The sequence below is a fragment of the Streptomyces sp. NK15101 genome (assembly GCF_020400725.1).
Lineage (GTDB): Bacteria > Actinomycetota > Actinomycetes > Streptomycetales > Streptomycetaceae > Streptomyces.
The window spans coordinates 13,042-30,793 of the sequence record NZ_JAINVG010000062.1 but is presented as its reverse complement, the minus strand read 5'-3'; the positions used below and the strand labels follow the sequence as shown (position 1 = coordinate 30,793).

14 protein-coding genes are annotated in these 17,752 nt (G+C 74.5%); 6 read left to right on the top strand and 8 right to left on the bottom strand.

Features of this window, described 5'->3' with window-relative positions; genetic code table 11:
* Window positions 1-5: 5 nt before the first annotated feature.
* From K7G60_RS27495 to K7G60_RS27485, 3 genes are all read right to left on the bottom strand, one after another.
* A complete protein-coding gene (locus K7G60_RS27495; RefSeq protein WP_225803640.1) occupies window positions 6-473 on the bottom strand; it encodes an ATP-binding protein in 468 nt (155 codons plus the stop codon).
* Entirely contained in the window at window positions 466-891 is a 426-nt protein-coding gene (locus K7G60_RS27490) for an STAS domain-containing protein (protein ID WP_308082363.1), read from the bottom strand. Before K7G60_RS27490 ends, K7G60_RS27495 begins: the two co-directional genes overlap by 8 nt.
* 77 nt (window positions 892-968) lie before the next feature.
* The gene (locus tag K7G60_RS27485; RefSeq protein WP_225803639.1) at window positions 969-2,177 is read right to left on the bottom strand and encodes a serine hydrolase; all 1,209 of its coding nucleotides are present in this window, start codon (window positions 2,175-2,177) and stop codon (window positions 969-971) included.
* Window positions 2,178-2,371: 194 nt separating this feature from the next.
* Between K7G60_RS27485 and K7G60_RS27480 the strand changes: the two genes are divergently transcribed.
* A complete protein-coding gene (locus tag K7G60_RS27480) occupies window positions 2,372-2,761 on the top strand; it encodes a hypothetical protein (RefSeq protein WP_225803638.1) in 390 nt (129 codons plus the stop codon).
* A 127-nt stretch (window positions 2,762-2,888) separates the two neighbouring features.
* Window positions 2,889-4,280: an MFS transporter gene (locus K7G60_RS27475; RefSeq protein WP_225803637.1), complete on the top strand. Its 1,392-nt coding sequence runs from the start codon at window positions 2,889-2,891 to the stop codon at window positions 4,278-4,280.
* 221 nt (window positions 4,281-4,501) lie between these two features.
* Here K7G60_RS27475 and K7G60_RS27470 read toward each other — a convergent pair whose 3' ends face one another.
* The 3 genes from K7G60_RS27470 to K7G60_RS27460 all read right to left on the bottom strand — a co-directional run bounded on the left by K7G60_RS27470 (window position 4,502) and on the right by K7G60_RS27460 (window position 6,601).
* Window positions 4,502-5,029 (bottom strand): SAM-dependent methyltransferase, encoded by a 528-nt coding sequence (locus K7G60_RS27470; protein WP_225803636.1) that lies wholly within the window; start codon window positions 5,027-5,029, stop codon window positions 4,502-4,504.
* 175 nt (window positions 5,030-5,204) lie between these two features.
* Window positions 5,205-5,903 carry a 4'-phosphopantetheinyl transferase gene (locus tag K7G60_RS27465; RefSeq protein WP_225803635.1) on the bottom strand — a complete coding sequence of 233 codons (699 nt, stop codon included), beginning with the start codon at window positions 5,901-5,903 and terminating at the stop codon, window positions 5,205-5,207.
* A complete protein-coding gene (locus K7G60_RS27460; RefSeq protein ID WP_225803634.1) occupies window positions 5,900-6,601 on the bottom strand; it encodes a GNAT family N-acetyltransferase in 702 nt (233 codons plus the stop codon). The genes K7G60_RS27465 and K7G60_RS27460 overlap by 4 nt, the downstream gene beginning before the upstream one ends.
* Before the next feature lie 161 nt (window positions 6,602-6,762).
* On the opposite strand from K7G60_RS27460, the gene K7G60_RS27455 reads away from it, so the two are divergent.
* Complete coding sequence (locus K7G60_RS27455; protein ID WP_263986391.1) at window positions 6,763-8,487, top strand: FAD-dependent monooxygenase; 1,725 nt, start codon at window positions 6,763-6,765, stop codon at window positions 8,485-8,487.
* Here K7G60_RS27455 and K7G60_RS27450 read toward each other — a convergent pair.
* Complete coding sequence (locus K7G60_RS27450) at window positions 8,464-10,113, bottom strand: glycosyl hydrolase family 8 (protein ID WP_225803632.1); 1,650 nt, start codon at window positions 10,111-10,113, stop codon at window positions 8,464-8,466. The genes K7G60_RS27455 and K7G60_RS27450 overlap by 24 nt on opposite strands.
* Before the next feature lie 108 nt (window positions 10,114-10,221).
* Window positions 10,222-11,274, bottom strand: coding sequence for an AI-2E family transporter (locus K7G60_RS27445; protein WP_225803654.1), 1,053 nt, complete (start codon window positions 11,272-11,274; stop codon window positions 10,222-10,224).
* Window positions 11,275-11,546: 272 nt separating this feature from the next.
* Here K7G60_RS27445 and K7G60_RS27440 point away from each other — a divergent pair, with 272 nt between their 5' ends.
* The 3 genes from K7G60_RS27440 (at window position 11,547) to K7G60_RS27430 (ending at window position 17,610) form a co-directional block, all read left to right on the top strand.
* Window positions 11,547-12,524, top strand: a complete 978-nt coding sequence (locus K7G60_RS27440; RefSeq protein WP_225803631.1) for a hypothetical protein — start codon at window positions 11,547-11,549, stop codon at window positions 12,522-12,524.
* A 119-nt stretch (window positions 12,525-12,643) separates the two neighbouring features.
* A complete protein-coding gene (locus K7G60_RS27435; protein ID WP_225803630.1) occupies window positions 12,644-14,506 on the top strand; it encodes an HSP90 family protein in 1,863 nt (620 codons plus the stop codon).
* Between the two features lie 2 nt (window positions 14,507-14,508).
* A complete protein-coding gene (locus K7G60_RS27430) occupies window positions 14,509-17,610 on the top strand; it encodes a hypothetical protein (protein ID WP_225803629.1) in 3,102 nt (1,033 codons plus the stop codon).
* Window positions 17,611-17,752 lie beyond the last annotated feature (142 nt).

Below are 17,752 nucleotides of genomic sequence, written 5' to 3'. Positions count from 1 at the left end.
CGGGTCTAATCCGGCTCGTCCGGCTTCCTCCGGGGAGGGCGGTCGACCTCCAGCCAGACCACCTTGCCCACGGCCCCCAGCCCCTTGTCCCGGCTGCCCCAGTCGCCGGCGAGCAGGTCCAGGAGCATCAGTCCGTGCCCGCCGGGCAGCGCGGGGGACCGGGGCACCCGCACCCGCGGATGCTCCGGGCTGGCGTCGTGCACCTCGACGCGCAGCCGCCCCCGCCCGTGCCGCAGGACGAACTCCTCGGGACCGCCGGCGTGCAGGCAGGCGTTGGTGACGACCTCCGAGACGAGGAGCAGGACGTCCTCGACCCGCTCCCCCGCCTCCTCGCTGTCCGCGGGGAGCCACCCCCAGTCGGCCAGGGCCGTCGCCGTGAAGTCCCGGCAGCGCGAGACGACGCCGCGCGTCCCGTGCAGCACCAGCCTGCGGACCTGGTCCGGGGGGCCGCCCTCGCCGTCACCGTCAGCCATGGGCGTCTCCCCCGCCTTCCGTCCCGGCGTCCTCGTCGGCCAGCGCCTCGGCCGCGTCCGCGTACACCCGGAAGACCGTCCGGGCCCCGGTGATGGCGAACATCCGGTCCACCGGCGGGTGGAGTCCGGCGAGGTCCAGGCGCCCGCCCGTCTCCCGCAGGCGCGCGCGGGCCCGCAACAGCTCGTTCAGACCGGTCGAGTCGCAGAAGGTCAGGCCGGAGCAGCCCACGACGACCCGCGGGGCCCCGGCGCATTCGTCCAGCGCCCGGCGCAGCGGGCCGGCCGTGTCGTGGTCGAGCTCGCCGCCCAGTTCGAGGACGGCCACCGCCGCGGGCGTCCCGGGCCGGCCCCGGACGACGAACCGGGTGCCAGGGGGCGGCGGCCGCTCCCCCGTACTGTCGTCGGCGTCCTTGGACACCGGCCCACCTCCTCGTACCGCTCGACGAGACCACCTCTTCCCCCCAGTCTCGGGCAGGCGGCCGCAATCGACACCCCCTAGCGGGGCTGGACCGCGCCGTCGTAGACGTGGTCCGGGGTGACGATCGCCGTGATCGCGCGGGCGAGCAGCGTGGAGGGCTCCTGGCCCTGGCTGGTGATGTCCGTGTTGATCATGATGACCAGCGTCGCGTCCCGCTCGGGCAGGTGGACGGTCACCGTCTCGTACCCCGGGATCGAGCCGTTGTGCCCGATCCAGCCGTTGGCGTCGAAGATGCCGAGGCCGTAGCTGAGGCCGGGGTGGCCGGTCGGCAGCGTCCTGAGCCGCTGCGCCTGCGTCTCGGGGCTGAGCAGCTCGCCGGTGGCCAGGATCTTCGCCCAGCGGCGCAGGTCGTGCAGGTCGGAGATCATCGCCCCGGCCGCCCAGGCCCAGCTGGGGTTCCAGTCGGTGGAGTCCACGACCGCGCCGCTGAGCGTCTGGTCGGTGTAGCCGCGGGGGTGCGGCTCGGGGAACTCGGGCCCGGCCGGGAGGAACGTGTGGCGCAGGCGGGCCGGGCGGAGCACGCGGTCGCGGAGGAATTCGGTCAGCGGCCGGCCGCTGACCTTCTCGACGACCAGGCCCAGCAGGACGAGATTGCTGTTCGAGTACTCGAACTTCGCCCCCGGCTCGAAGGTGTTCTTGTGCTTGAAGCCGTAGGCGAGCGACTCCTCCGGGGTGAAGTAGCGCTGCGGGTCGCTGAGCAGGTCGTGGATGAAGCCGGGGTCGGAGGTGTACGGGAAGAGGCCGCTGCGCATCTCGGCGAGGTGCCGCAGGGTGATCCGGTGGCCGTTCGGCACTCCGCGGACGTAGCGGGCGATGGGGTCGTCGAGGCGGATCCGGTGCTCGTCGACGAGCTTCAGGAGGGCGGTGACCGTGAAGGTCTTGGTCTCGCTGCCGATGCGGACGAAGCCGTCGGTGGTCATCGGCTCGCGGGTGACCTTGTCGGCGACTCCGGTCGCGCGGACGTAGCTTCCCCTGCCCGGCATCCACAGGCCGACGGCGACGCCGGGGATGCCGGCCTGCTTGCGGACCTCCTCGATGGCGCGGTCGAGCCGGGCCGTGAGTTCGGGGCCGAGTCCGCCCTGCGGGCAGTCGTCCTCGCCGTGCACACCGACGCCGACGGCGCTCACGGCGTGGACGGCCGCGGCGGGCGTGGCCGCCACGGGGGCCAGCACGGACGCCACGAGCAGCGTCGCGGCGAACAGCCGGCGGGAGGGGGTACGTCGCATGTGGGGGTGCCTCTTCCGGGTCACGGGCTCGGGATCACAGCCTCAGGAGGGGCATCATCACCACCGGGAGCGGGGGCGGCGGCGCTCCCGTACGGCGCGTGCGCGGCGAGTCCACCCGTACGGGGCCACGGGGGTAACCGGGACGGCCTCAGGATCGGATAATGGCACCCCGACACCGTGGAGACGAAGGACCGATGACGCTGAAAGAGGGCCTGCGGGTCAAGCTGACGGAGGACCTCAGGCTGGGCCGGGTGGTCCCCGCGGGCGAAGCCCCGGCGGAGGAGGGGGCCGGGGCGGGGTTCCTGGCTCTGGCCGCGGGCGTCGAGGGCACCGTCGAGCGGCTGGACGAGGACCGGCCGCAGAGCCAGGAGGTCCGCGAGTACGAGCGTCTCAAGTCGCTCCTCGACGACTTCGGCCACCAGATGCCTCCGGCCAGCAGGCGGCAACTGGAGGAGCAGGTCGGCTCGCTGGAACCGGCGTGGACCGCCTACCGGGAACGGAAGCTGCGCCTGACGGTCCGCGTCCGCTTCGACAACGGCTTCGTTCTCGACGACGCTCCCGGAGACCTCTTCACCGCCGTCTGAGCAGGCGCCCCTTTCCCTCGGCGCCCGCCGAGCGCTTGGTTTTGCGATATCCGCAAAGTTCTTTGCCACTTCCCCTTCCCCGGTCCGAGTCTGGGCGGCGTCCGGTCTCGTCGAAGGGGGAACTCGCATGTCCACGCAATCCCTGACCGCCGCTCCACCCGCCCCGCTGAGCTCACGCCGCCGCTGGACGGTGCTGGCGGTCTGTGCCCTCAGCATGTTCCTGGTCGGCGTCGACGCCACCATCGTCAACGTGGGACTGCCCGAGATCGGCCGGGGCCTCGACGTGGGCACCCGCGGCCTCGAATGGGTCGTGGACGCGTACACCGTGGTCATGGCCAGTCTGCTCATCGTCTCCGGCGCCCTCGCCGACCGCTTCGGGCGCCGCCGGGTCTTCCGGTGCGGACTGCTCGTCTTCGGCCTGGCCTCCCTCGTGTGCGCCCTCGCCCCGTCGCTCGGCGTGCTGGTGGCGGCCAGGGCCGTGCAGGGGATCGGCGCCTCGATGCTGAGTCCGGTGGCCCTGGCGATCGTGGTGAACGCGATGCCCGACCCTCGCGAACGGGCCCGCGCGATCGGCGTCTGGGCCTCGGTCTTCGGGCTGAGCATGGCGGCGGGCCCGGTCACCGGCGGGGTGCTCATCGCCGCGTTCGGCTGGCGCTCGGTGTTCTGGATCAACGCGCCGGTGGTGGTCCTCGCCCTCGTCCTGGTCGCCCTGTTCGTGCCGGAGTCCCGCGGAGAGCGCGCCCGCCGCCTCGACCTGCCCGGCCAGCTGCTCCTCACCCTGGTGCTCTGCCTCACCGTCGGCCTCCTCATCGAAGGCCCCCGCATCGGCTGGACGTCGCCCGTGGCCCTCGCCGGTTACGCGCTGACCGCGGCGGCCACGGCCGGCTTCGTCCGGGTCGAACTCCGGCGCGAGGAGCCCCTGATGGACCTCGGCCTGTTCCGCCGCCCGCCGTTCGTCACCGCGGTGCTCGGCGCGACGGCGGTCTTCGTCGCCCTCAACATGACCCTGCTGCTCAGCACCCTCTACCTCCAGCAGGGCCGTGGCTGGACACCGCTCGCGACCGGCGCCTCGACCCTGCCCATGGCGCTCGGCGCGACGCTGTGCGCGCCCTGGTCCGGCGTGCTGGTGGGCCGCGTCGGGCCCCGGCGCCCGCTGGTCCTGGCGGGCGGGTTCACCGCGGCCGGCGGTCTCTGCCTCACGGGCCTGGACGGGGACACGAGCGTCTGGCGGATCCTGCTCGCCTTCCTGCTGATCGGCATCGGCTTCGGCTTCGCCAACGCCCCCCTGACGAACACAGCGGTCGGCGGTCTGCCGCCGTCCCGGGCCGGAGTGGCGGGGGCGATCACCTCCACCTCGCGCCAGGTCGGCGTGGCGGTCGGCATCGCCGTCGCCGGCGGGCTGGTCGTGGGCACCGCCCCGGCCGGTCTCGCCGCCGCGACCCGGCCGGGCTGGATCGTCGTGTCGGCGTGCGGGCTCTTCCTCCTGGTCGTGGCCCGCGCCGCGAGACCGAGGAGCTGACGAGCCCGCGGCCCGGACCGGCCGCGCCGCGGCACGCCCTGCCGGGCGGTCCGAACAGGCCGTGGCCGCAGGAAACCCGCCCCGTGGCGGCCGGCCGATCGTCCGGTCCGGGTGGCCGCCGCACGGGCGCCGTGACCGGCCCGCGCCGTTTCCCGGCGGCGCGGACGGTGCCGGGCACGATCGGGCCTCGTGCGCGGCGAGACCGGAGGGCGCGCTCCGGATCAGTAGTAGTGGCGCATGATCTCGTCGGCCCAGGCGGGCTGCGTGGTGGGGCCCTGGGGGCCGAACTCCGTCATGTACGGCTTGATGTCGAGGACCGGCGTGCCGTCGACCGCGTCCAGGCCCCGCACGTGGAGGTCCAGGCCGTCCGTGCGGACCAGGCGGCAGCGGGAGACGCCGAGGCGGTTGGGGCGGTTCTTGCCGCGCTGGGCGAAGATCCCGACCAGCGGCCACTCCTCGTTGCCGCGCGGGTGCCGGGCTCCGGTCTCGACGGCGTCGGGGCTCACCCGGTCGAAGTGGTAGACGACCTCCAGGTGGGAGAAGGCGTCCAGCCCGGCCAGCGCCTCGGGGCCGAAGGCCTCCGCGTCGAGGCGGACGACCGACTCGACGTCCCCCCACTCGTCGTCCCGCACCTCGCCCCGCCCGCCGACGACGCGGCCCACGGGACGGGAGACGATCGCGCCGGGGGCGTTCTCGGGACTCTCCGTGCCTTCCGTGCCTTCCCTGTGCTCCGTGTGCTCCTGCGCCATGGGGTCCTCGTCCTCTCGCCGGTCGCGACCGCGCCTCGGGCGAGGCGGGCCGTGGGCACGCTACCCTCCGGCGAGGGCCCGTCAGATGCCGTCCCCCCGGGCCGGATTCAGGCCCTCCCCTGGCTGCCGCCAGGTCGCGGGGCCTCACCGTACGGGTCCCGCGACGGGTTCCCGTTCATGCCCGGACCAGGGCGATCGCGGTGAGCAGCACCCCCTCGCGCACGAGCCAGCGTCCGGTGAAGTGGTCCCGCCGGACGTTGCCGGTCACCGGGCCGGGGACGAGGAGCCGGGCGGTGAAGGTGCCCGTGTGCGCCGGTGCGTGCGGGTCCGTGCCGGACCGGACCGGGGCCGGCTCGAAGTCGATCGACGCCTCGTCGAATCCGAGCTCCCTGCGGGTCAGCGGGTACCAGGTCTTGAAGACGCTCTCCTTGGCGCTGAACAGCAGCCGGTCCCAGGGGACGTCCGGTGTGCGCGCGGTCAGCGCGTCCAGGTGGCGCCGCTCCCCGGCCAGCGACACGCCTTCCAGGACCCCCTCGGGCAGGGGGGCGGCCGGTTCCGCGTCGATGCCGATCGACAGGACGTCCGCGGTCCTGGCCAGGGCCGCGGCCCTGTATCCCGTGCAGTGCGTCATGCTTCCGGCCACGCCGTGCGGCCAGCTCGGCTCCCCGCGCGTGCCCGGCGTGAGGGGCGTCTCGGGGAGGCCGAGGCGGCGCAGCGCGAGCCGTGCGCACAGCCGCACGGTGGCGAACTCGCGCTGTCGGCCGACGACGGCGCGCGCGACGGCGGCGGCCTCCTCGGGGAAGAGCGTGACGGGCTCCGTGTCGTCACGCCGCCAGGCGGAGGCGACGGCGTCCGGCAGCAGTTCCGCGATCATTCGGCGCGCTCCCCGGCCTCTTCGGTGGCCCGTTCCCACGCGCGCAGGAGCTCGCTCGGCAGCCGGCCGCGATCCGGTACGGCGAAGCCCTGGGCCCGCCCCCACCTCCGGAGTTCGTTCGAGGCGATTCCGCCGGGGCCCATGACCGGGAGCGCCGGGGTCACCGGGGGCGGTGTGATCCAGTACCGGCGCTTCGTCCCGGAGGCGGTCGTCCGGACGTCCTCCAGGACGCCGCCGTTGCGTTCGATCGTCCGGGCGGAACCGGGGTCGTCCTCGTCGCAGGTGACCAGGACGCGGTCGACGCCCGCGTCACTGGCCCGGCGGAGGAGTTCGCCCGGGGCCCGCGACGCCACGCCCCGGCGCCGGGCGGACGGCCGCACGCTGTAGCCGATGTGGCCTCCGGCGTCGAGGAGGAAGTCGTCGAGCGAGTGCCGCAATTCGGCGGCGCCGAGGCAGGTGTCGCCGTCGACGATCCACAGGTGCGTGACGTGGACGCGGCCGGGTGCGACGGGCGCCGTCGCGTCGCCCTGGCCGCGCAGCCTCTCCACCCGGGCGGCGAAGGCGTCCGGTCGGCCGGGACCTCCCTCCGGGGCGAGCCGGAGCACCGCGCCGTCCTGCTGCGCGTCGGCGGGCCACTCGTCGTACGCCTCCCCCCAGGAGGCGTACAGCCGGGCGGTGGGAGTGATCAGTGCCAGCATGGCCGCGACAGTACCGCTCCCGGCCGACACCCCCGCCGGTCGGCCCCGGCCGGGAGACCGCGGACCGCCCCCGTCGGCCCCGCCCGGAAGGCCGCCCCGCCGCGGCTCCTCCTTCGGCCGGGCGCCCGTACCGCTCGCCGACTCGATGCCCGCGGGTGACCATGGGACGCGGGAACCTGTCGGGGGGCCGGCCAGTGCTGGAGGCACGCGTGGCGCACCACCGGACCACCACCGACGTCCTGATCGTGGGCGCGGGCCCGGTCGGCCTGAGCGCGGCCGCCGAGCTGCGCCGGCACGGCGTGCACTGCCGGCTCGTCGACCGGCTGCCCGCCCGTCTTCCGTACGCGAAGGCCGTCGGGATCCAGCCCCGCACCCTGGAACTCTGGGACCGGATGGGCCTGGTCCGGGCCGTGCTCGAGGCCGCCGTGCCGCTGCGCGGCCAACTGACCTACGTGGACGGCCGCGAGCAGGGCCGCGTCGAGCTCGTGATGCCGCCCGAGGTGCCCTACGGCTTCGCCGCGCTGCCGCAGTACGAGACGGAGCGGCTCCTCGAGCAGTACGTCGCCCGCATGGGGACGGTGATCGAGCGCGGCACGGAGCTGGTGTCGTTCACGCAGGACCGGGACGGGGTCACGGCGCGGCTGCGCACGGCGACGGGTGCCGAGGAGGAGCTGCGGGTCCCGTATCTGATCGGCTGCGACGGCGCGCACAGCATCGTCCGGAAGACGCTGGGCCTGTCCTACCGGGGCGGCGCGTTCCAGGAGGAGTACATGCTCGGCGACGTCGTGGCCGACTGGGACATGCCCGCCGGCTACGGCATCCGCTCCAGCCGCCGGGCCGCCGACGGTTCCACCGGCGACGTGCTGGTGTGCATCCCCCTGCCCGGGGCGGGGCGCTACCGGATGTCGATGAGGCTCCCGCCGGACCTCTCCGGGGCGCGGGGCGCGTCCCCGGTCGCGCCGGACGGGGTGGCGCACGGCCCGCAGGGCGGTCGGACCCCCGGGCTCGCCGACCTCCAGGCCGTCGTCGACCGTCTCGCGCCGCGTCCGGTGCGGCTGTCGGGACTGCGCTGGTCCTCCGTCTTCCGCATCAGCCACCGGATCGTCGACCACTACGGCCGGGGCCGGGTCTTCGTGGCGGGAGACGCGGCGCACATCCATCCGCCCACCGGCGCCCAGGGCATGAACACGGGTGTGCAGGACGCCTGCAACCTGGCCTGGAAGCTCGCCCTCGTGGTGCGGCGCGAGGCGGAGCCCGCGCTGCTCGGCACGTACGACGCCGAGCGCCGTCCGGTCGGCGAGGAGGTCGTGGGCCGGACCGTGCGGCACGCCCTACGGGGGATCGAGGCAGACCCGGAGGACCGGAAGACGCTGCTCCTGCGTGAGGCGCAGCTGCTCGTCGGTCATCGGGGCGGTCCGCTCTCCGGTGCCGCGTACGGACCCGAGGAGGCGCCCCAGGCGGGCGACCGGGCCCCGGACTGCGCGGGCCTGACCACGCCGGTCGCCGCCTATCCGCTGCGGCTCCTCGACGTCCTGCGGGGGCGCCCGGGGCACGTGGTGCTGCTGTACGGGTCGGACGGGGCCGAGTTGGCCCGCGCCGCCGCGGCGGCGCGGGCGACGGGCGGTCTCCCGGCCGTCGTGATCCTCGCGGCCGGCGCGGACGAATCCGCCGGGTCCGGCGACCCCTCCGTGCCCGTGTACCGCGACGCCGCCGGGGAGTTCGGGCGGCTCTACCTCCCCGACGGCGCCACCGGTCTCGTCGTCCGTCCCGACGGGCAGCTCGGTGCCCGTTTCCCGCTCGCCGGGACCGCCGCCGCCCTGAGGGGTTATCTCAGGGCCCTGTCCGTGCGGCAGGACACCCTCCTACGGGACCCAGTGGTTGCCTGAGGCCGTGATCATGACCTGGAGCTGGATGCTGGCCGAGAAGTAGCTGCTCGTGTCGACCGGGGTCGCCAGCATCTTGTTCCACAGGGCGTCCAGCCAGGCCTGGCTGCCCGGGTCGGTCATCGCCGCCACCGCGAAGGGGGCGAAGAAGGCGGCCTCGCTGCCCGAGGAGATCTGGGTGCCGTTGAGCTTGTAGCCGATGCCGATCTTGTTCGGGTCGCCGCCGGTCTTCGTCTTGATCCAGCCGTTGAGCTTCCGGGCGGCGGCGAGGGAGGTGGCGTCGCCGCTGGTCACGGCGTCGTCGCCGATGCGCCAGGGCGTACGGCAGGCGTTCCACCAGTAGGAGCCGTCGTTGGGGTCCTCCAGGACCTGGCCCGGGGCGGGCCTGGGCGTGGTGTTCGTGTCGACGACGAAGTCCGGCAGGAGTCCGGTGCCGGAGGCGTAGGTGGACTGGAGGCGGGAGATCTGCGTCTGGTGCGCGCTGCGGACGGCGTCCCAGGTGGTGTCGCCCGAGGCCGCGCGGAAGGCGCGGAAGTGGTCGGTCATCCAGTCCGAGGTGCGGGAGATGTAGTAGTACTGGTCGCCCGAGCTGCTCCAGTCGCCGAGCTTCAGGAGCCTGGTCGTCGGGTTGACCTCGTCCTTCTTGATGGCGGCGATGTGCTTGAGCGCGAGGTCCTTGTAGTTGTACGTGCCGGCGCTGCCCCACTGCTTGTCGGCGAGGAGCAGGCCGTAGGCCACGTCCATGTCGCCGTCGGTGGCGCCGTCGCCGCCGTTGACGCTCCTGCAGGAGGTGTCCTGCTCGGCGGCGAGGAGGTTCGGATTGACGGAGGACGGGTGGTCGATCTTCCACTTGACGAGCCCGTCGAAGATCTTCTTGGCGTCCGGGTCGGCGCCCGCCATGGTGGCGGTGACGACCATGCCGTAGCCCTGGGCTTCGGCGACGTAGGGGTGGTCGGCGTCGGGCGAGATGATCTGGTACCAGCCGTTGCCGCAGTTCTGCCGGACGAAGGCGGCCTTCCACCGGTTGTAGTAGTCGACGACCTTCTGGTCGAGGGCGGACTGCGTGCCGGAGGGCTTCAGGATGCCGGCGGCGTAGGGCTTGAGGTGGCTGCCGAAGGGGACGGCCGGGCCGCCGCCTCCCCCGCCGGTGCCGGTGGGCGCGCCGTACACCTGGAACTCCCAGAGGGAGTAGCCGTACGGCGTGCCGCGGCCCGTGCCGTACATCCGGACGTACCGGCCGCTGCCGGAGACCGTGAGGTCGTCGGTCGCCCCGTCACCGGTGGTGGTGGAGTAGACGTCGGTCCAGGTCGACCCGTCGGCGGAGGTCTGGATGCGGTACGCCTTGCCGTACGCGGCCTCCCAGTCGAGCTTCACCCGGGAGATCGTGTGGTTCGCCCCGAGGTCGATCCGTATCCACTGCGGGTCGACCCCCTCGGCGCTCGCCCAGCGGGTGGCCGTGCTGCCGTCCACCGCGAGGCCGGGCCCGAAGGCCGAGGTCTCGACGGACGAGGCCGTCGCCGTCTTTCCGCCGGACACCAGGCCGTCGGCGGCCTGCGCCTGTGGCATGACCGTCAGGGGCAACACCAGCAGACCCGCGAGCCCGAGAAGCGAGACGCTTCGTCGACGCATGTCAACTCCCTTTCCCTCCATGGCCAATGGTTAGGAAATATTCCTAACCATTGGCGGGGAGAGTAGAGAGGCCGTACCTCCGGCGCAAGACCCCGCGCACGGGCGGACTCAGGTGCGCGCGGCCCGGAGCGCCGTGTGGACCGACCACACCACCGACACCAGCGGCACCGCCACCACCGCGCCCACGACGCCGGCGGCGATCGAGCCCGCGACGACCGAGATGGCCACCACCAGCGGGTGGAGCCGTACCGCCCAGCTCATGACGAGCGGATGCAGCAGGTGTCCCTCGATCTGACCGATGATCACGATCAGGGCGATGACGATGCCCGCCACCAGCGGCCCCTGCGAGGCGAGCGCCACGACGGCGGCGACCGCGAGGGCGATCGGCGAGCCGATCAGCGGGACGAAGGCGGCCAGGAACTCGAGCAGGGCGAGCGGCACCGCGAGCGGGACGCCGAGGGCCCAGAGGGCGATGCCGACGAGCACGGCGTTCACCGCCGCGACCAGGACGATGCCGTGCGTGTAGCCGGTGAAGGTGCGCCAGGCCGCGCGCCCGCCGATGCCCACCCGGCCGCGCACCGACCTCGGCAACTGCTCCTGGAACCAGGACCACTGCCGGTCCCCCGAGTGGATGAAGAAGACCGAGGAGAACAGGCCGAGGGCCAGCGTGGTGAGGACGGCGACCAGGTGGCCGGCTCCGCTCACCGCCTCGCTGAGCAGGGTCGAACGGTGGCTGGAGAGGAACTCCCCGATCCTGGACTGCAGCCCGGAGAGCGCGTCCGGGTCGAGCCGGAACGGCGGCCGTTCCAGCCAGTCCTCGATCCGCCCGATGCCCACCCGGAACTCGCGCACGAGCGTCGTCCGCTCCCCCGCGACCGCCTCGCCGACCAGCGCGAGCACCCCGAGGACGAGCACGATGCCGCCGAGCAGGGTGAGGGCGACGGCCGGCGGGCGGGGCAGCAGCCGGGCGACCACGTCGGCGACGGGCCGGAGCAGCGCGGTGATCACCAGGCCCAGGAAGACGGCCACCCCGATCTCGTGGAAGCGCCCGAGCAGCGCGAACAGGCTGTAGACGAGGAGGCCGACGGCGAGCAGCCGCCACGCGTAGGCGGCGGCCGTACGGAGGAAGGGGGTCACCGTCGGGGGTGTGCCTGGCTGCATGGCCATCGACGTACCACCGCCGGCTCGCGGCACCACCCCCGAGGCGCCCGATTCGCCCGACCCGGGCGTGGCGTTCGGCCGTCCGGCGAGTACCGGCCGGACGGAGCGGAGGGCGACGGCCGGGTCGCCTCCGCCGACGGCGGCCGCGCCCCCGACGGCCCCGGGGACCGCGGGAAACAACTGTGCGATTGTCGGTCGCGCGTGATAGTCACTACGTCCACGGGGCGGGTGATCACTGGCCGTCCCGTTCGGACACAGCAAGGGGTGGGGACATGGCCGGCTTCCGTGAATGGGGGCTCACGCTGGGGAAATGGACGGGCAGGCCCGCGGCGCGGCTGGCGAAGGACTCCGGGGATCCGGACGTTCCCCGCGTCCGGGAGGCCGCGGGGGCGGCGGACTGGGCCACGGTGCGGAAGGTGCTCGAAGCACGTCCCGAGAGCGAGGGCCGCACGGAGCTCCTGTGGGCCGTCGGTGACACCCCCGGGGTGGAGCGGTGGATCACGGGCGTCCTCGAAGCGGAACCGGAGGCGGCGCTGCCCCGGCTCGTGGCTGGAATCCGCCATCTCAGCTGGGCCTGGGAGGCGCGGACCGCGGCCCGCGCCAAGGACGTCTCGCGCGAGCAGTTCGAGGTGTTCCACTCCCGGCTGCGCTCGGCGGAGGAGTGGCTGTACGAGGCGGCCGAGCGCGAACCGCGGTGGACCTCGCCCTGGTACGGCCTCCAGATCAGCGGGCGCGGCCTGGAGGTCGGCCAGGCCACCGCGCGGCGCCGCTTCGAGGCGACGGCGCGCCGCGACCCGTGGCACCTGGAGGCGCACCAGCAGCAGTTGCAGCAGGTCTGCGACAAGTGGGGCGGTTCCCACGAGGAGATGCACGCCTTCGCGCGCGAGGCCGCGTTCGGCGCCCCGGGCGGCAGCCACCTGGGGCAGCTCGTCGCCATCGCGCACCTCGAGGAGTGGCTCTCCCTCGACTCGGGACCGGACGCCGCGTACATGCGCCGGCCGGATGTGACGAAGTCCCTGCGGGAGGCCGCCGAGCACTCCTTCCGGCACCCGGACTTCGTCCGGCGGGGCGCCTGGCTCCAGGTCCTCAACACCTTCGCGATGGCCTTCTCGCTGGCCGGGGAGCGGACCGCCGCCCGGGAGTGCTTCCGGGCCACCGAGGGACGGGTCACCGAGTTCCCCTGGTACTACCTGGACGGCTCCGACCCCGCCGAGGCCTACCGCAAGCTGCGTTCGTCGACGGGACGCTGAGCCGCGGCCCCTCGGGGCCATGAGGCCGCCGGCCCCTTCGTCCCCCGGCGTACCCCTTCCTTCCGCTTCCCGTCCGCGTCCTTCCCGGCGCGGACACACCCACCGAAAGACTCCGCCAGGTGCACCCTTCCGAGTCCGCCCACACGTTCCAGGTCGATCTGCGCGGCCTGGTCGACCTGCTCTCCCACCACCTCTACTCCAGCCCCCGCGTCTACCTGCGCGAGCTGCTGCAGAACGCCGTCGACGCCATCACCGCGCGCCAGGCGTTCACGCCCGGCGCGCCCGGCACCATCACGGTCCGCACCGGTGAGACCCTCACCGTCACGGACACCGGCGTCGGCCTGACCGAGGCCGACGTCCACCGGTTCCTCGCCACCATCGGGCGCAGCTCCAAGCGGACCGCCGACGGCGCCCTGGACGGCGCCGGCCTCGACGCCGCGCGCGGGGAGTTCATCGGCCAGTTCGGCATCGGTCTGCTCGCCTGCTTCGTCGTGGCCGACGAGATCACGGTGGTGAGCCGGTCCGCGGCCGACCCGTCGGCGCCCGCCGTCGAGTGGCGCGGCCACTCCGACGGCCGCTACACCATCCGGACCCTGCCCGCCTCCGCCGCGCCGGAACCCGGCACCACCGTCCGGCTGACGCCGCGCGTCGACAACGCCGAGTGGACGAGCCCGGACCAGGTCGTCTCCCTCGCCCGCCACTACGGCGGTCTGCTGCGGCACGAGGTCACCGTCGTCGGCCCCCGGGGCGAGACCCACCGGATCAACGAGGCGCCGCCGTGGGAGCGGGAGCACCGCTCCCCGCTGGCGCGCCGCGAGGCCCTCGCCGCGTACTGCGGCGACCTCTTCGGCTTCACCCCGCTCGACAGCATCGAACTCGACCTGCCGGCCGCCGGCCTGCGCGGCGTCGCCTACGTCCTTCCCACGTCCGTCAGCCCGGCGCAGCGCGCGGGACACCGGGTGCACCTGAAGGGCATGCTGCTCACCGACCAGGCGCCCGAACTCCTCCCCGAGTGGGCGTTCTTCGTCCGGTGCGTGGTCGACACCACCAGTCTGCGGCCGACCGCGTCCCGGGAGGCGCTGTACGAGGACGGCACGCTGTCCGCCGTACGGGACGCGCTGGGCGACCGGATCCGCGACTGGCTCACCGGGCTCGCGGCGAGCGACCCGTCGCTGCTGCACCGCTTCATCGACACCCACCACCTCGCGGTGAAGGCGCTCGCCCGGTACGACGACGAGCTGCTGCGGATCGTGCTGCCGTGGCTGCCGTTCGAGACCACCGACGGCAACGTCACCCTGGAGGAGTTCGTACGGACGCACCCGACGGTCCTGGTCGCGCCCAGCGTCGAGGAGTTCCGCCAGGTCGCGCCCATCGCCTCGGCCGCCGGTCTGGGCGTCGTCAACGGCGGTTACACCTACGACCGCGACCTGGTGCACCGGCTGCCCGAGATCCGTCCGGGCACGACCGTCACGGACCTCGACCCGGCCACGGTCACCGCTCACCTCGACACCGTGGACCCGACCGCCGAACTGCGCGCCGCGGCCTTCCTCGCGGTCGCCCGGGAGACGATCGGCACGCACGACTGCGACGTCGTCCTGCGCGACTTCCAGCCCGTCACCGCCCCCGCGCTGCTCCTGGACAACCGGGAGGCGCGCCACGAGCGGACCAGGTCGGACCTCGCCGCCGGCAGCGACGGCCTGTGGGCCGACATCCTCGGCTCGCTGCGCCAGGAGACCCCGCGTGCCCAGCTGGTCCTGAACCACCTCAACCCGCTGGTCCGGCAGGCGATCACGATCACCGAGCGCGGCCTCGCCGTGACGACCGCGGAGGCCCTCTACGGTCAGGCGCTGCTGCTCAGCCGCCGCCCGCTCCGCGCGAGCGAGAGCGCCCTGCTCAACCGGGCCTTCATCGGCCTGCTCACCCACGCCATGCACCACTCCGGCACGGACGCCACCGGCACCGAGCCCCGGAAGGAGCTGTAGAGATGCTGGACACCCCCGAGGCCGTCGTCGAGGCGCTGCGCGAGAACCACGACCGGCCCCACGGCCTGCGGCGGACCGTCACCGCCGAGGAGCTCGTCGAGGCCGCCGAGGCCTTCGAGAAGCCGGACACGCTCGTGACGGCCCTCATCGAGCTGATCACGGCGTACGAGTTCACCGGCGAGTCCCGCAAGTCGCCCGTCGCGTTCGCCCGGCTGCTCAAGCTCTGGGACACCGCCCCCGAGTCCTTCAGCCAGTGGGAGGCACACCAGGTCTTCTGGATCTTCAAGTGGGTGACGACCTCCCTGCTCCAGGTGCCCGAACTGCCGCTGGCCACCGTCCGGGGCTGGATCGACCAGATGCGCGAGCGGTACGAGGAGGCCGGGCACGGCATGCAGCCGGTGGCCGCGATGCGCTACCACGTCGCGGCCCACACCGGCGAGGGCGTCGCCGACGCCTACGACCTGTGGGCCACCCGTCCCCGCACCGAGCTCAGCGACTGCGAGGCCTGCGAGACCCGGAAGTTCGCCTGGCACCAGGTGGTGGCCGGCGACGACGAAGCCGCGCTCGGCATCTGGCGGCCGGTCCTCGACGGGACCCAGGGCTGCACCGAGGAGCCGCAGGTCAGCCAGGCGCGGGCGCTGCTGCCCCTGCTGCGCCTCGGCCGCACGGACGAGGCGCGCTCGCACCACCTCGCCGGCTACCGGCGGGTGCGCGGCAACACCGGCACGCAGGAGGAGGTCGGCCTGCACCTGGAGTTCTGCGCGCTCTCCCGCAACGAGGGGCGCGGCCTGGAGATCCTCGCGGAGAACCGCCCGCTGTTCGAGGCGGCCGGAGCCCCGCTGGCCCACCTGGAGTTCCTCACCGGCGTCGAGGTGCTGCTCGCCCGGCTCGTCGGGGACGGGCACACGGACACTCCCGTGGCCGGTCCGCCGGGACGGAACTGGACGGCGGACGGGCTCCTCGCCCATGTCCGCGCCGAGGCGGACCGGCTCGCCGCGGCCTTCGACGCGCGCAACGGCACCACGGCCGTCGGCGACCGCCGTCGTGAGCGCCTCGCCCGCCGGCCGCTGCTCGACGAGCCGCTGCCGCTGGGCCTGCGGACGTCCGTCACCCCGTCCCCCGTGGCCGCGCCCGCGGCGCCCGCTCCGGCCTCCGTGACGGAGGTCCCCGAGGACTTCGTCTCCCTGGTGCGGGAGGCGCGGCGCATGGCGCGCGCGGGTCATCCCGGCGACGGGCGGCTCTGGACCCGCATCGCGGAGCGCCTCGCCGACGGCTCGGCCGCGCACGACGACCGGCTCGGCCCGGAGGACCTGCTGCGGGCGGAGCTCGCCGAGCAGCGCGCGTACACGCTCACGCGGGAGGACCGGGACGCGGAGGGCGTCGCCGAACTCGAACGGGCCGCCGCGCTCTTCGCGGACCTCGGCATGCCGTGGCAGGCGCTCTCCGCCCGGACGCGCGCCCTCGCGTGGTCGACCGCGGCCGCGGTGAAGGCGACGGAGAAGGCGCCGGGGAAGGACGACGCGACGGACCCCGCCGCGGACCACGGAGCCGGTGCCGGCGCGGGCGCGACGGCGGACGCGGGCGCTGGGGCCGGGGCCGGGGCCGGGGCGGGGAACGCGCTGCCGGACGCCGAGGCCGTGCGTTCCGGCCTCGACGAGGCCCTGCGCGAGGTGGAGCGGCTCAAGGCCGAGGCCCCTTTCACGGGCGAGGGGCTCGGGGAGGGCGAGGCGGTGGCCGGCGCCGACGCCGCGGCGGACCGTGCCCTGGAGTACCTCGCGATCCTGTACTCGGTCACCTTCGCCGCGTACCAGGACGTGATACGGCAGCTTCCGGACGTTCCCGGAGCCGCCCTGGAGCGGTTCGAGGAGTCCGCCCGCACGCTGCGCGCCGAGGCGGAGCGCCTGTCCCTTCCCCACCACGTGGCCAACGCCCGCCAGTTCCTCGCCGAGGTGGCCGGCCGGCGCGGTGACGTCACGCGCGCCGAGGCGGAGCTCCGCGCGAGCCTGCGGGACGTGGAGGCCTCGGAACAGCCCTGGCGCGGGTCCCGCCCCCGCGCCCTGCTCGCGCAGCTGCTGCTGGGCAGGCAGGAGCCGGCGGAGGCGGTGGAGCTGCTGCACCAGGCGATCGCGGACGCGGTGCGCTACGACGACGTCGAGTTCCCGCTGGCTCCGACGTACGCGCTGCTCGGCCACGCGGCCTCGCACCTCGGGGACACGACCGCTGCCGTGCGTCACCTCTCGGAGGCGGCCGCACGGTTCGACCGGGACGGGGCGCACGGCGAGGCCACCGAGGCCCGGCTCCAACTGTCCGACGTCCTCGCGCGCGGCGGGCAGCAGGCGGATGCCGTCGCCGTGCTCGAGTCGGTCCTCGCCGACGGGGCGGCCGCCTCGCTGGGCGAACGGCCGCTGGCCCAGGCGCGACTGGACCTGGCGCGCGGACTGCGGGAGCTCGAGGAGCACCTGGCGGCGGCCGAGGAGTTCCTGCGCCTCGCGGACACCGTCGCGGGGTGGGAGGACGGCGGCCGGATCCTGACCCTGGTGGCGGCGGAGGCGGCGACGACGCTGGCGCTCGCGGGCCGCTGGGAGGCGGCGGACACGGCGTACGAGCGGGCCCTCGCCGCGCACGCCGAAGCGCCGCACCCGCCCCTGGTGGCGCACATGACGCGCGAGTTCGCCCGGCTGACCATGGCGGCCAGGGGGGCCGAGGGCGTCGACGCGGCGCTCGGTCACCTGGCCCGGGGGGAGGCGCTGCTCGCCGCCGTGTCGCCGGAGGAGGCCGAGGGCTTCGCGGTCTGGTACGAGAGCGGCGAGGTGCACTACCGCAGGGCGCGCGTCCTGGCGGAGGCGGACCGCTTCCCCGAGGCCCTGGCCGAGGCGGAGGCCGCGATCGCCGCCCACGAACAGGGCGGCGAGGACGGCGAGGTGCCGCGCGCCGAGGCGGTCCGGATCGCCGCGCTGGTCGAGGGCAACGGCCTGGGCCGGCTGAACGAGGCCGTCGTCCGGCTGGCGACGGCGGCCGCGCGCTGCCGGAAGGCGGACCTCCCCGAGGCCGCCCACATCCTCGACGCCCTGCGGCAGGACTACCTGTCCCGCGCCGGGAACTGACAGCCGGACCGGCGCGCGGTCCCGACACCGCCACGCGGTCCGGACACCGGCGCACGGTCCGGACGCCGGCCGGTGTCCGGACCCGACACCGGGTCGGCCCCGACCCGGTGTCAGGCCTGGCCCGGCGCCGGGGCCGTCGGCC

Bases quoted from the DNA above. Each gene is read 5' to 3' on its own strand.
- K7G60_RS27485 (WP_225803639.1), bottom strand. From the start codon at position 2,177: ATGCGACGTACCCCCTCCCGCCGGCTGTTCGCCGCGACGCTGCTCGTG.
- K7G60_RS27450 (WP_225803632.1), bottom strand. From the start codon at position 10,113: ATGCGTCGACGAAGCGTCTCGCTTCTCGGGCTCGCGGGTCTGCTGGTG.
- K7G60_RS27480 (WP_225803638.1), top strand. From the start codon at position 2,372: ATGACGCTGAAAGAGGGCCTGCGGGTCAAGCTGACGGAGGACCTCAGG.
- K7G60_RS27460 (WP_225803634.1), bottom strand. From the start codon at position 6,601: ATGCTGGCACTGATCACTCCCACCGCCCGGCTGTACGCCTCCTGGGGG.
- K7G60_RS27455 (WP_263986391.1), top strand. From the start codon at position 6,763: ATGGGACGCGGGAACCTGTCGGGGGGCCGGCCAGTGCTGGAGGCACGC.
- K7G60_RS27475 (WP_225803637.1), top strand. From the start codon at position 2,889: ATGTCCACGCAATCCCTGACCGCCGCTCCACCCGCCCCGCTGAGCTCA.
- K7G60_RS27445 (WP_225803654.1), bottom strand. From the start codon at position 11,274: ATGCAGCCAGGCACACCCCCGACGGTGACCCCCTTCCTCCGTACGGCC.
- K7G60_RS27465 (WP_225803635.1), bottom strand. From the start codon at position 5,903: ATGATCGCGGAACTGCTGCCGGACGCCGTCGCCTCCGCCTGGCGGCGT.
- K7G60_RS27495 (WP_225803640.1), bottom strand. From the start codon at position 473: ATGGCTGACGGTGACGGCGAGGGCGGCCCCCCGGACCAGGTCCGCAGG.
- K7G60_RS27430 (WP_225803629.1), top strand. From the start codon at position 14,509: ATGCTGGACACCCCCGAGGCCGTCGTCGAGGCGCTGCGCGAGAACCAC.
- K7G60_RS27470 (WP_225803636.1), bottom strand. From the start codon at position 5,029: ATGGCGCAGGAGCACACGGAGCACAGGGAAGGCACGGAAGGCACGGAG.
- K7G60_RS27440 (WP_225803631.1), top strand. From the start codon at position 11,547: ATGGCCGGCTTCCGTGAATGGGGGCTCACGCTGGGGAAATGGACGGGC.